Origin of the sequence: Pseudomonas sp. GL-R-26 (genome assembly GCF_019947365.1) — a bacterium.
GTDB lineage: Bacteria > Pseudomonadota > Gammaproteobacteria > Pseudomonadales > Pseudomonadaceae > Aquipseudomonas.
Genome location: NZ_JAGYGI010000022.1, coordinates 61,922 through 74,888, shown reverse-complemented (window position 1 = coordinate 74,888; position 12,967 = coordinate 61,922). Strand labels below are relative to the sequence as shown.

Below are 12,967 nucleotides of genomic sequence, written 5' to 3'. Positions count from 1 at the left end.
CATGGAACGCATCTACATCGGCATGGGCAGCAATCTGGCTGACCCCGCCGAACAATTGCGTAGCGCCGTCGAGGCGCTGGCGCACTTGCCACAAACGGAACTGGTCGGGGTATCCGCGTTTTACCAAAGCGACTCGCTACTACCCGGACAACCGCGCTACACCAATGCGGTGGCCGCTCTAGACAGCACGCTGGCGCCGCTGGACCTTCTGGATGCCTTGCAGGCCATCGAAAACGGCCAGGGTCGCGAACGCCTTGAGCGCTGGGGGCCGCGCACGCTGGACCTCGACATCTTGCTGTTCGGTGATCGCCTGATCGACGAACCGCGCCTCAAGGTTCCCCATTACCACATGCAGGAACGGGCCTTCGTTCTGTATCCGCTGGCGGAACTGGCACCTGCAGATCTGCGCCTGGCCGATGGCCGGACCTTGGCCGAACTGCTCAAGGCATGCCCGTTCGTCGGCCTGGAACGCCTCCCCCCGAACTGACCAAAATCCCCTGTAGGAGCGAGCCTGCTCGCGATGACTATTCAACATTCACCATATATGTTGACTGACAGTCCGCCATCGCGAGCAGGCTCGCTCCCACATTGGTTTGTGATGCGTCCTACAGAATCTGCTGAATCGCATCAGTTACCCCGGTAACACCCCACCCGTAACAATGCGGTAACACACGCAATTGACTTCCCTCGTTCTCCTCACGACTATAGGCGTCCCGCTGCCGCCTACACGGCGTTCAAGGGCGCAATCCAGGCCTTAAAAGCACGACGAAAGAGCGTGCGCCTGTATTCAACGAAGAATCACGCGCGTTACTCGCAGTAGTTTCCACAGCGCCTGAATGAGGAACTTTTCATGCCAGCCATCACCCTGACCACCCTGCAAGGTCTGAAGCAAAAAGGTGAAAAGATCACCATGCTGACCTGCTACGACGCGACCTTCGCCCACGCCTGCAACCAGGCCGGCGTCGAAGTGCTGCTGGTGGGCGACTCCCTCGGCATGGTTTTGCAGGGTCACGACAGCACCTTGCCTGTCACCACTGCAGAAATGGCTTATCACGTGGCCGCCGTCAAACGCGGTAACAGCGATGCCCTGATCCTCGCCGACCTGCCGTTCATGGCCTACGCCACCACCGAGCAAGCCATGATCAACAGCGCCCTGTTGATGCAGGCCGGCGCGCACATGGTCAAGGTCGAAGGAGCGTTGTGGCTGGCCGATTCGATCCGCCTGCTGGCCGAGCGCGGCATTCCTGTCTGCGCGCACATGGGCCTGACGCCGCAGTCGGTGAACATCCTGGGCGGCTACAAGGTCCAGGGCCGCAATGAAAACCAGGCGCGGCAGATGCGTGCCGACGCGATCGCCCTGGAACAGGCTGGTGCGGCAATGCTGCTGCTCGAGTGCGTCCCGAGCGAACTGGCGGAAGAAATCACCCAGGCGGTGAAGATTCCAGTGATTGGTATTGGCGCCGGCAATCGCACCGATGGCCAGGTACTGGTTCTGCACGACATGCTGGGCCTGTCCATTACCGGTCGCATGCCGAAATTCGTGAAAAACTTCATGACCGGCCAGACTAGCATCGAGGCTGCATTGAATGCCTACGTGACTGAAGTCAAAGCGGCAACATTCCCTGGGATCGAACACGGATTCTCTGCATGAACACCGTAAAAACCGTACGCGAACTGCGGGCCGCCGTGGCCCGTGCCCGGAGCGAAGGCAAGCGCATCGCCTTTGTGCCAACCATGGGCAACCTGCACAGCGGCCACGTGGCGCTGGTAACCAAAGCCTCCCAACGGGCGGACTTCGTGGTTGCGAGCGTTTTCGTCAACCCGCTGCAATTCGGTGCTGGCGAAGACCTCGACAAGTACCCGCGCACCCTCGTCGCCGACCAGGAAAAACTGCTCCAGGCCGGTTGCCATCTGCTGTTTGCCCCCACTGTTGAAGAGATGTACCCCGACGGCATGGCCGGCCAGACCCGCGTCAGCGTCCCGCAATTGTCCGAAGGCCTGTGCGGCGCCAGCCGTCCAGGGCATTTCGAAGGCGTGGCGACGGTGGTCAGCAAGCTGTTCAACATGGTCCAGCCGGACCTGGCGATTTTCGGCGAGAAAGACTTCCAGCAACTGGCGGTGATTCGCGCGCTGGTTCATGACCTGAACATGCCGATTCAGATCATCGGCGAGCCCACTGTTCGCGCAACCGATGGCTTGGCGCTTTCGTCGCGCAACGGTTTCCTCAGCGAGGAACAACGCGCTGTGGCACCAGTGGTTTATCGCACACTGAATGCGATCGGCGAAGCGATCAGGCAGGGCGAACGCGACTACCCGGCGCTGATCGGCACCCAGATCAAACAGCTCGAAGCAGCCGGCCTGCGTCCTGACTATCTGGAAATCCGCCACGCCCTGACCTTGCGCCCGGCGACGGCGCAGGATCGTGACATGGTGATTCTGGTGGCGGCGTTCCTGGGGACAACGCGGTTGATCGACAACCTGCACTTGAACCTCGACGCGCCAAACTAAACACTCTTTAGCCCTGTGGAGTGAGTCTGTGGCGAGGGGGCTTGTCGGACCGCCGCACCGCCCCGTTGGGCTGCGAAGCGGCCCCAAACTTTCGAGCGTTTCCGAAATTTTGCCAGTGCTACGCACTGGAACGGGGGCAAGCCCCCTCGCCACAAAAGTACACTTCAAACCCTTCGCTTCATTCGTATTGCCGCCCACAACCCCTTCGGGCAAACTGCCCGCCGTTCGATTCCGACCTGGGAAATACTCATGCACGCCATCATGCTCAAAGCCAAGCTGCATCGCGCCGAAGTCACCCACGCAGTACTCGATTACGAAGGCTCCTGCGCCATCGACGGTGAATGGCTGGACCTGTCCGGCATCCGTGAGTACGAACAGATCCAGATCTACAACATCGACAACGGCGAGCGCTTCACCACCTACGCCATCCGTGGCGAAGAAGGTTCGCGCATGATCTCGGTCAACGGCGCCGCCGCGCACAAGGCCAAGGTCGGTGATCGCGTGATCATCTGCGCTTACGCTCATTACAGCGAAGCCGAACTGCTCAACTTCAAGCCGCGCATGCTCTACATGGCACCGGGCAATGAACTGAGCCACACCAGCAACGCCATTCCGGTCCAGGTCGCCTGATCCGAGTCCTGTCTCTTCCGTTTGTCGGACCATTCCTAACTTCGATGTTAAAAAAGTACCGGAAACAGGTCAGACAAAGTCAAGACAGATCATTGCGCGGGGTTTACTGTAGTCGCCCTGCGCCATGAAATCGTGTCGACGCAGTTGACCGGAACGCCCACCCACAGCGCTCCGGGATTTTTAGTGTTCAAAAGGCCGTTCAAGTAATAAGGAAACCCGCAGCGATGGCGTATTACCGCACTCCTCACGACGTTACCGCTCTGCCTGCCTGGCAAGCGTTGAATGACCACCGCCAAGCCATGCAGGATTTCAGCATGCGCGAAGCCTTCAATGCCGATCCGCAGCGTTTTACTCAATTCACCCTCAGCAGCTGCGGCCTGTTTCTCGACTATTCGAAAAACCTGATCAACGCCGAGACCCGCAATCTGCTGGTGGGCCTGGCCAACGAAGTCGACCTCAAGGGCGCGATCAAGTCGCTGTTCGATGGCGAAATCGTCAACTCTTCCGAAGGTCGTCCGGCCCTGCACACGGCACTGCGCCGCCCGGTTGGCGACAAGCTGTCGGTCAACGGCGTCAACGTGATGCCCGAAGTGCACAAGGTGCTGAACCAGATCACCGACCTCGTCGGCCGTATCCACGACGGTCTGTGGCGCGGTTACACCGAGAAGCCGATCACCGACGTGGTGAACATCGGCATCGGCGGCTCGTTCCTCGGCCCGGAACTGGTATCCGAAGCCTTGCTGTCCTACGCCCAGAAAGGCGTGCGCTGCCATTACCTGGCGAACATCGACGGCAGCGAGTTCCACGAACTGACCATGAAGCTGCGCGCCGAGACCACGCTGTTCATCGTCTCGTCGAAATCCTTCAACACCCTCGAAACCCTGAAGAACGCCCAGGCTGCCCGTGCCTGGTATCTGGCCCAGGGTGGTTCGGAAGCCGAACTGTATCGCCACTTCATCGCGGTATCGAGCAACAACGCCGCCGCGGTAGCCTTCGGCATCCGCGAAGAGAACATCTTCCCGATGTGGGACTGGGTTGGCGGGCGCTACTCGCTATGGTCGGCCATCGGCTTGCCGATTGCCCTGGCCATCGGCATGTCGAACTTCAAGGAATTGCTGTCCGGTGCCTACACCATGGACCAGCACTTCCAGAGCGCACCGTTCGAACAGAATATGCCGGTGCTGCTGGCCCTGCTCGGCGTGTGGTACGGCAACTTCTGGGGCGCGCAAAGCCACGCGATCCTGCCGTACGATCACTACCTGCGTAACATCACCAAGCACCTGCAACAGCTGGATATGGAATCCAACGGCAAGAGCGTGCGCCAGGACGGCAAGCCAGTGTCCACCGACACCGGGCCGGTGATCTGGGGCGGCGTCGGCTGCAACGGTCAGCACGCCTACCACCAGTTGCTGCACCAGGGCACCCAACTGATCCCGGCCGATTTCATCGTGCCGATCGTCAGCTTCAACCCGGTGTCCGACCACCACCAGTGGCTGTACGCCAACTGCCTGTCCCAGAGCCAGGCTCTGATGCTCGGCAAGACCCTTGGCGAGGCCGAAACCGAGTTGCGCGACAAAGGCATGACTGACGCCGAAGTGCAGAAACTCGCGCCGCACAAGGTGATCCCGGGCAACCGTCCGAGCAACACCCTGGTGGTCGAGCGCATCAGCCCGCGTCGCCTCGGCGCACTGGTGGCAATGTACGAACACAAAGTCTTCGTGCAAAGCGTGATCTGGGGCATCAATGCCTTCGACCAGTGGGGTGTGGAGCTGGGCAAAGAGCTGGGCAAAGGCGTCTACAACCGCCTGGTCGGCAGCGAAGAAACCCCGGCCGAGGACGCCTCGACCCAAGGGCTGATCAATTACTTCCGTGGTCGTCACCGCGGGTGATTTGAAAGCACAACCCACGGGATTTGGATCAATCCGAATCCTGTGGGCAAAAACAATCCCCTGTGGGAGCGAGCTTGCTCGCGATGAAGGACTGTCAGTCGACAACCATGTTGACCGCCATGCCCTCATCGCGAGCAAGCTCGCTCCCACAGTGGTTTATGGTGTTCTCTCATTCTGCGGCGAGCCAGTCCCCAGGCCGATTGGCGACTGACTTGAACCCTTTGACCACTCGGCGCATCTTTATCCTTGTCGCAAAACAAGAATAAGGAACCGTCATGTTCGATATCAGCACGTTCCCCAAAGCCGATGCCGTCCGCCGGGCCGCACAATTGAGTCAAGACGACTATCAGCGCCTGTACCGCCAATCCGTCGAACACCCCAGCACCTTCTGGGCCGAACAGGCCACGCGTTTTCTCGACTGGAGCGCGCCTTGGGAAACCGTCCAGCGCTACAACCTGAAGACCGGTGAAGCCAGCTGGTTTGCCGGTGCGCAATTGAACGTCAGCTACAACTGCATCGACCGGCACCTGGAGAAACGCGGGGATCAGGTCGCCATCATCTGGGAAGGCGACGACCCTGCCGACTCCACCTCCATTACCTACAAAAAACTGCATGAAAACGTCTGCCGCCTGGCCAACGTTCTGAAAAGCCGTGGCGTGAAAAAAGGCGACCGCGTGTGCATCTACATGCCGATGATTCCCGAAGCGGCCTACGCCATGTTGGCCTGTACCCGCATCGGTGCGGTGCACTCGGTGGTGTTCGGCGGCTTCTCCCCGGACTCGTTGCGCGACCGCATTCTCGACGCCGACTGCCGCACCGTGATCACGGCCGATGAGGGCGTGCGCGGCGGCAAGGTCGTGCCACTTAAGCAGAACGTCGACAAGGCGCTGCAAAGCTGCCCGGACGTGAACACCGTGCTGGTGGTCGAGCGCACAAAGGGGGCGGTGAACCGGGTCGAAGGACGGGACATCAAGTACCAGCAAGCCCTGAGCGAAGCCAGCGCCGTTTGCCCACCCGAGCCGATGGACGCCGAAGACCCGCTGTTCATCCTCTACACCTCCGGCAGCACCGGCAAACCCAAAGGCGTGCTGCACACCACCGGTGGCTACCTGCTGCAAGCAGCGATGACCTTCAAGTACGTGCTGGACTACCGCGACGGCGAAGTCTTCTGGTGCACCGCCGACGTCGGCTGGGTCACTGGCCACAGCTACATCGTCTACGGTCCGCTGGCCAACGGTGCGACCACGCTGATCTTCGAAGGCGTGCCGAGCTACCCGAGTACCTCGCGCTTCTGGCAGGTGATCGACAAGCACCAAGTGAACATTTTCTACACCGCCCCGACGGCCCTGCGCGCACTGATGCGCGAAGGCCCGGAACCGTTGAAGCAAACATCCCGCGCCAGCATCAGGCTACTCGGTACGGTCGGCGAGCCGATCAACCCGGAAGCCTGGGAATGGTATTTCCATGCGGTCGGCGAAGAGCGTTGCCCGATCGTCGATACCTGGTGGCAGACCGAAACCGGCGGCATCATGCTCAGCCCGCTGGTCAGTGCCCAGTGGATCAAGCCCGGTTGTGCGACACAACCGATATTCGGCGTGCAACCGGTGCTGCTCGACGAGCAAGGCAAGGAAATCAAGGGCGCCGGCAGTGGCGTATTGGCCATAAAGTCCAGCTGGCCGGCGCAGATCCGCAGTGTCTATCGCGACCCGCAACGCATGGTCGACACCTACTTCAAGCCCTACCCCGGCTACTACTTCACCGGCGATGGCGCGCGGCGCGATGAAGATGGCGACTACTGGATCACCGGGCGCATCGACGATGTGATCAATGTGTCCGGCCACCGTATCGGCACCGCCGAAGTGGAAAGCGCCCTGGTGCTGCACGAGAGCATCGCCGAGGCCGCTGCGGTAGGTTACCCCCACGACATCAAGGGCCAGGGCATCTATGTCTTTGTCACGCCCATGAACGACGTCGAAACCAACGATGAGCTGAAGAAGGAATTGCTGGCCCTGGTCAGCCAGGAAATCGGCAGTTTCGCCAAACCGGACTTGATCCAGTGGGCGCCGGCCTTGCCGAAAACCCGCTCAGGCAAGATCATGCGGCGCATTCTGCGCAAGATCGCCTGCAATGAACTGGACAGCCTGGGCGACACTTCGACCTTGGCTGACCCGAGCGTGGTACAAGGCTTGATCGATAAACGCCTGAATCAATGACGTGCCTTTGTAGGAGCAGCCGGTCGACACTCGATTGCTCGCGATGAACTCAAGCGCGCCGCGTGTATTCAGGAGAAACGCGTTACCGTTAACGACCATTGCGAGCAATCGAGTGTCGACCGGCTGCCCCTACAGAGTACCTATGGAATTCATCCGCACCCGCATCGAAACCCAGATCATGAGCCTGACCGGTTTGTCTTTGGGCAAACTCGACCTGGAAAACCCCAAGGGCGACCCCGGGCTGTTCGGGCCGGACTCGGTGAGCTGGCAAGTCCATGGCGATTTCAGCAGCATGCTGATCGGTGGCATCAGCGCCCTGATGCTGCAGGCCCTGCATCCTCTGGCATTGGCCGGGGTCTGGGACCATTCGAACTTTCGTGAAGACATGCTCGGCCGCTTGCGCCGCACCGGGCAGTTCATCTCCGGCACCACCTTCGGTTCTCGAAAGGATGCCGACTGGTTGATCGAAAAAGTCCGCACCATCCATTTGCAGATCACCGGCACGGCACCGGACGGACGCGCCTACGCCGCCAGCGATCCCCAATTGTTGACGTGGGTGCATGTGGCGGAAGTCAGCAACTTCCTCGCCGCACATTTGCGCTATCGCAATCCGCACCTGTCGCCGGTCGATCAGGATCGCTACTACGCTGAAATCGCCCTGGTCGCCGAGCGCCTCGGGGCCCGGGATGTGCCCCGTTCGCGGCAGGAAATTGCCGACTACCTTGAGCGCATGCGTCCACAGTTACTGTGCGACGAACGCAGTCGTGAAGTCCTGCGCCTGTTGCTGAACGCCCCCTCCCCCAGTCGCCTGGCCAAGCCTTTCGGCGGTCTGATGATGCAGGCCGGGATCGATCTGCTGCCGGACTGGGCCAGCGACATGCTCGGCGTCAGCCAGAACCCGCTGCAACGCAAGCTGATCCGCGCCAGCGTCAATCGCAGTGCGCCGATGCTGCGCTGGGCGGTGCGTAATGGATCGGTGCAGCGGGCTAAACGACGGATGGGGTTATTGACCTGAACACAACTTCTTGAATGTGATCATCTCTGTGGCGAGGGAGCTTGCTCCCGCTCGAGTGCGTAGCGCTCGTAAAAAAACCGAAATGTGCCGGGATTTTGGGTCCGCTTCGCAGCCCAGCGGGAGCAAGCTCCCTCGCCACAGGCAAGCCCCTCATCTCTGTTCCACAGTGTTAAACTCCCGCGCCCATTTCCCTCCTGCAAGGCGCCCAGCATGTCTTCCTTGAATCAGGCGCTGCGCGCCGCCCTCGAACGTCGCCAGGATCTGCTGGCGGAGTTGCACAGCCAGGGTACCGATTGCTATCGCCTGTTCCACGGCAGCCAGGAAGGTGCCGGGGGCCTGACCATCGACCGCTATGGCCCGCAACTGCTGGTGCAAAGTTTCCACCAGGCGCTGGAGCGCGAGACGCTGCTGCAACTGCACGAAGCGATCAATCAACACCTGGGTTTTGAAACCCTGCTGGTCTACAACGACCGCTCCCGTGGCAATTCGCGCATCGACCGCGAAGACATCGTTTACCGCGCCGACGAAGCCGCCCTGCAAGACCTGGTCGGCCACGAATGGGGCCTGAACTATCGGGTGCGCGGTCGCCATGTCGGCCAGGACCCGCTGCTGTTCCTCGACCTGCGCAACACCCGCGGCTGGGTCAAGGATCACAGCAAGAACAAGAGCGTGCTGAACCTGTTCGCCTACACCTGTGGTGTCGGCCTCAGTGCCGCCGCCGGTGGCGCGCGCGAGGTGTGCAACCTGGACTTCGCCGAAGGCAACCTGGCGGTCGGCCGGGAGAACGGCCAACTCAACCCGCAGTTGCCGACCATGGAATTTATCCAGTCCGACTACTTCCCGGCCATTCGCCAACTGGCCGGCCTGCCGATCAGCCAGCGCCGCGGGCAAAAACTGCCGAGCTATCAGCGCCTGGAACAGCGCCAGTACGATCTGGTGCTGCTCGACCCTCCAGCCTGGGCCAAGAGCGCATTCGGCACCGTCGACCTGCTGCGCGACTACCAGAGCCTGCTCAAACCGGCCTTGCTGACCACCGCCGACAACGGCGTGCTGATCTGCTGCAACAACCTGGCGAAGGTCAGCATGGACGACTGGCGCGAGCAGGTTTTGCGTTGTGCAGAAAAGGCCGGGCGGCCGGTGCGTGAATGGACCGTGATGAAGCCAGGCGCCGATTTTCCGTCGATGGATCAGCAACCACCACTGAAAACCCTGATCCTGCAGTTCTGACCGTTGTGGGAGAAATCTGAAAAATCCTGAACAGGCCAATCACTTCGGAACCGGAAACGCATGCCATACTCCAAGGCACTCCGATTCAGACAGATGAAGCCGCACATGCACAAAGGATTGATTCGCGCCATCGGCGCCTTGTTGACTGCTCTGGCCCTCTACAGCTTGCTGGGTTTTCTGATTTTACCGGGTGTCGCATTGCGCGTTGCCAACCAGCAACTGACCAACTACGCCACCACACCGGCGACCATCCAGCGGATCGAATTCAATCCGTTCAGCCTTGAGCTTACCCTTTGGGGCTTGAACATCGGCGAACCCGGCAAGGAGCAGGTCGGTTTCGAGCGGTTGTACGCCAACCTGCAATTCGACAGCCTGTGGACCAAGGCGGTGCACCTGTCCGATGTCGAACTGGACAAGCCCAAGACCGAAATCCTGTTCAGCAAGGACGGCAAACTCAATCTGCTCGGGCTGTTCAAACTGCCAGCGAGCGAACCCACGCCGGCCGACCCTAATGCCAAGCCGTTTCCGCTGCGCATCGAGCGGATCAAACTGGCGGGCGGCGCCGTGCACTTTGAAGACGCCCGGCCCAGCGAGCCCATCGAGTTTCTCTACGACACACTCGATTTCGAGCTGAAGAACCTCAGCACCCTGCCCGATGACAGCGCCGACATGACCCTGGTGGCCGTCGGCCCCAATGGCGGACAGATCGACTGGACCGGCAACTTCAGCCTGATCCCGATCGCCTCCGAAGGTAAGCTGAAAATCACTGATGGCAAGATGAAAGCCTTTTGGCCCTATGTGCGCGATGCCGTGCCACTGGATCTCGAAAACGGCGTCATGAGCATCAGCACCGACTACAAACTCAACCTGGCCAAGGAAACCGAGCTGCTGCTGAACAATGTAGCGGTCAGCATCGCCCCCTTCGCGATCAAGGCGCCGGATGGTCGACCGCTGGTAAAGCTCGAGCGCCTGGACGTCAGCGAAACCACCGTGGACCTGGCCAAGCAGCAAGTGGTGGTCGGCAAGATCCGCAGCCACAAACTGGAAACCTGGGCCGCGCTGGAATCGGACGGCCAACTCGATTGGCAGAAACTGTTCGCCAGCCAACCGTCAAAACCCACCGCCAAAGCCAAGGCGGATGCCGAACCGACCAGTACTCCGGCGGCGGCAGACTCACCGAAACCTGAACCGGCCGCCCCAGACAAACCCTGGCAGGTGCTGCTCAAGGATGTGCAACTGCGCGACTACCAGGTGCATCTGGCTGACCGCAAGGCACAACCCGCCGTCGCTCTGGAACTGGGTCCGCTGAACCTCGACCTGCAAAACTTCGACAGCCTCAGCGGTTCACCCTTTACCCTCAAGCTCGATACCGGCGTGGGCAAGCAAGGCAAGATCATGGCCGACGGCGAGGTCAACCTGGCCCCGGTCAGCGCCAGACTGAAGGTACAGACCAAGGACATCGACCTGCGGGTTGCCCAGTCCTACATCACGCCGTTCATTCGCCTGGAACTACGCAGCGGCATGCTGGGCAGCGATCTGGCAGTCAACCTGAAAAGCACCGAGCCCCTGGCGTTCAACGTCACCGGCCGCGCCCAGGTCGATCAGTTGCATACCCTGGACACCCTGAAAACCCGCGACTTCCTCAAGTGGCAACAGGTCGTGGTCGAAGGCCTGAACTATCAGCATGGGGACAGCCTGTCGATCGACAAGATCAACCTGTTCCAGCCCTATGCGCGCTTCATGATCAACGATGATCGCACCACCAACATCGATGACCTGCTGATTCCGCAGCCGGCGGACTCCGGGGCAAAACCGGCGGCAAGCAAACCGGCCAGCAACGAAAAACCGCTGGGCATCCACATCGGCGGGATTTTCATCAATGATGGTTCGGCCAACTTTGCCGACTTCAGCCTGACCCCGAACTTCGCCACCGCCATCCAGCAACTCAACGGGCAGATCGGCACCATCGACAGCCGCCAGCCGAAACCGGCCAGTGTCGACGTCAAGGGCAAGGTCGATCGCTACGCGCCGGTGACCATCAAGGGCTCGGTCAATCCGTTCGACCCGATGGCCAGCCTCGACATCGCCACCAGCTTCAAACGCGTGGAACTGACCACGCTGACGCCCTACTCCGGCAAGTTCGCCGGCTACCGTATCCGCAAGGGCCGGCTCAATCTCGACCTGCACTACCAGATCACCAAGGGTCAGCTCAAAGCCGAAAACAAAGTGGTGGTAGAACAACTGCAACTGGGTGAAAAAGTCGACAGCCCGGATGCCGTGAGCCTGCCGCTGAAACTGGCCATTGCCTTGCTCAAGGACGTCGACGGCAAGATCTCCATCGAACTTCCGGTCACCGGCGACCTGAACAACCCTCAGTTCAGCGTCATGCCGATTATCTGGCAGACCCTGCGCAACCTGGTCGTCAAAGCCGCGGCAGCACCGTTCAAACTTATTGGCGGGCTGGTCAACGGTGGTGGCTCGGAAGACCTGGGCAGCGTTTCATTCGCAGCGGGTTCCAGCGAATTGGGCAAGGACGCCGAAGGCGCCCTGGACAAACTGTCCAAGGCGCTCAAGGAACGCCCAGCCCTGCGCCTGGAAATCGAAGGCACCGCCGCCCAGAGCAGCGATGGCCCGTTGATCGCCGAACAACGCCTGGAGCGTGAGTACCAGTACAACTACTACAAAATGCTCCAGCGCCGCGGTGACAAGGTCCCGGCCCAGGCTTCGTTGCTGGAAGTGCCGGACGGAGAAAAAGGCCCGCTGCTCGAAGGTATCTACCGCACCCGCCTGAAAACCCAGCCCCCTGCCGAATGGAAGGACCTGGGCAAGGAAGAGCGCACCGCGAAAATGCGCGCCGAGGTGATCAAGTTCTGGAGCTCCAGCGACGTGCTGTTGCGTCAACTGGGCCAGGAACGCGCCAGCAGCATCAAGGATTATCTGGTCGACAAGGCCCAGCTGGAAGATGACCGGGTGTACTTCATCGACGCCAACCTGGGCGAGGCGCAAAGTGACGGCCGCGTGGTGACACCAATGCATCTGGATGCCGAGTGATGAATCGGCGGCTGGCAGGCCTGGTTCTGGTGCTCTGCGCCAGTCAGGCTTGGGCGGCCGATACCCTGCGCTGTGGCAGCCAGTTGATCAGCGTCGGCGATCGCTCGAGTGAGGTCCTGCAGAAATGCGGGGAACCGGTCAGTCGCGACTTGCTGGGGTACAAGCGCAGTGCAGATCGGCGCGAGGAGTTTCAGGTCGAGGAATGGACCTACGGACCGAATGGCGGGATGTATCAATACTTGCGGTTCGAAGGTAATCGGCTGAAACAGATCACCAGCAAACGCAGCAATTGATTAGCACTATCCAATGTGGGAGCGGGTTTTCAGCGCTACACATAAAACAGGCCCCGGCAAAAGTGCGCGGGGCCAGTGACGGCCACATCCTTATGGCCCTTCACATGAACACTCAGGTTGCAACAGACGTATGACTCAGCC

The 12,967-nt window shown here is 60.6% G+C and carries 10 protein-coding genes; all 10 read left to right on the top strand.

The window, feature by feature from the left end; all coding sequences use genetic code 11:
• The first annotated feature begins 1 nt into the window (after position 1).
• The 10 genes from folK to KGA96_RS21460 all read left to right on the top strand — a co-directional run bounded on the left by folK (position 2) and on the right by KGA96_RS21460 (position 12,826).
• Positions 2–487: a 2-amino-4-hydroxy-6-hydroxymethyldihydropteridine diphosphokinase gene (gene folK, locus KGA96_RS21505; RefSeq protein WP_046041813.1), complete on the top strand. Its 486-nt coding sequence runs from the start codon at positions 2–4 to the stop codon at positions 485–487.
• Between the two features lie 363 nt (positions 488–850).
• The gene (panB, locus tag KGA96_RS21500; RefSeq protein WP_046041812.1) at positions 851–1,651 is read left to right on the top strand and encodes a 3-methyl-2-oxobutanoate hydroxymethyltransferase; all 801 of its coding nucleotides are present in this window, start codon (positions 851–853) and stop codon (positions 1,649–1,651) included.
• Positions 1,648–2,508 (top strand): pantoate--beta-alanine ligase, encoded by an 861-nt coding sequence (gene panC, locus KGA96_RS21495; RefSeq protein ID WP_046041811.1) that lies wholly within the window; start codon positions 1,648–1,650, stop codon positions 2,506–2,508. The genes panB and panC overlap by 4 nt, the downstream gene beginning before the upstream one ends.
• Before the next feature lie 249 nt (positions 2,509–2,757).
• On the top strand, positions 2,758–3,138 hold the full coding sequence (gene panD, locus KGA96_RS21490; RefSeq protein WP_008153310.1) for an aspartate 1-decarboxylase: 381 nt from the start codon (positions 2,758–2,760) through the stop codon (positions 3,136–3,138).
• 224 nt (positions 3,139–3,362) lie between these two features.
• Complete coding sequence (gene pgi, locus KGA96_RS21485; protein WP_046041810.1) at positions 3,363–5,027, top strand: glucose-6-phosphate isomerase; 1,665 nt, start codon at positions 3,363–3,365, stop codon at positions 5,025–5,027.
• Between the two features lie 275 nt (positions 5,028–5,302).
• Positions 5,303–7,240: an acetate--CoA ligase gene (gene acs / locus KGA96_RS21480; protein ID WP_223514901.1), complete on the top strand. Its 1,938-nt coding sequence runs from the start codon at positions 5,303–5,305 to the stop codon at positions 7,238–7,240.
• 142 nt (positions 7,241–7,382) lie between these two features.
• Positions 7,383–8,255, top strand: a complete 873-nt coding sequence (locus KGA96_RS21475; protein WP_046041808.1) for an oxygenase MpaB family protein — start codon at positions 7,383–7,385, stop codon at positions 8,253–8,255.
• Positions 8,256–8,465: 210 nt separating this feature from the next.
• Positions 8,466–9,482 carry a class I SAM-dependent rRNA methyltransferase gene (locus KGA96_RS21470; protein ID WP_046041807.1) on the top strand — a complete coding sequence of 339 codons (1,017 nt, stop codon included), beginning with the start codon at positions 8,466–8,468 and terminating at the stop codon, positions 9,480–9,482.
• A 60-nt stretch (positions 9,483–9,542) separates the two neighbouring features.
• A complete protein-coding gene (locus KGA96_RS21465; protein WP_223514898.1) occupies positions 9,543–12,533 on the top strand; it encodes a DUF748 domain-containing protein in 2,991 nt (996 codons plus the stop codon).
• Positions 12,533–12,826, top strand: a complete 294-nt coding sequence (locus KGA96_RS21460; RefSeq protein ID WP_185754807.1) for a DUF2845 domain-containing protein — start codon at positions 12,533–12,535, stop codon at positions 12,824–12,826. Before KGA96_RS21465 ends, KGA96_RS21460 begins: the two co-directional genes overlap by 1 nt.
• The last annotated feature ends 141 nt before the right edge of the window (positions 12,827–12,967 follow it).

Bases quoted from the DNA above. Each gene is read 5' to 3' on its own strand.
- pgi (WP_046041810.1), top strand. From the start codon at position 3,363: ATGGCGTATTACCGCACTCCTCACGACGTTACCGCTCTGCCTGCCTGG.
- acs (WP_223514901.1), top strand. From the start codon at position 5,303: ATGTTCGATATCAGCACGTTCCCCAAAGCCGATGCCGTCCGCCGGGCC.
- panB (WP_046041812.1), top strand. From the start codon at position 851: ATGCCAGCCATCACCCTGACCACCCTGCAAGGTCTGAAGCAAAAAGGT.
- KGA96_RS21470 (WP_046041807.1), top strand. From the start codon at position 8,466: ATGTCTTCCTTGAATCAGGCGCTGCGCGCCGCCCTCGAACGTCGCCAG.
- KGA96_RS21475 (WP_046041808.1), top strand. From the start codon at position 7,383: ATGGAATTCATCCGCACCCGCATCGAAACCCAGATCATGAGCCTGACC.
- panD (WP_008153310.1), top strand. From the start codon at position 2,758: ATGCACGCCATCATGCTCAAAGCCAAGCTGCATCGCGCCGAAGTCACC.
- KGA96_RS21460 (WP_185754807.1), top strand. From the start codon at position 12,533: ATGAATCGGCGGCTGGCAGGCCTGGTTCTGGTGCTCTGCGCCAGTCAG.
- KGA96_RS21465 (WP_223514898.1), top strand. From the start codon at position 9,543: ATGCCATACTCCAAGGCACTCCGATTCAGACAGATGAAGCCGCACATG.
- panC (WP_046041811.1), top strand. From the start codon at position 1,648: ATGAACACCGTAAAAACCGTACGCGAACTGCGGGCCGCCGTGGCCCGT.
- folK (WP_046041813.1), top strand. From the start codon at position 2: ATGGAACGCATCTACATCGGCATGGGCAGCAATCTGGCTGACCCCGCC.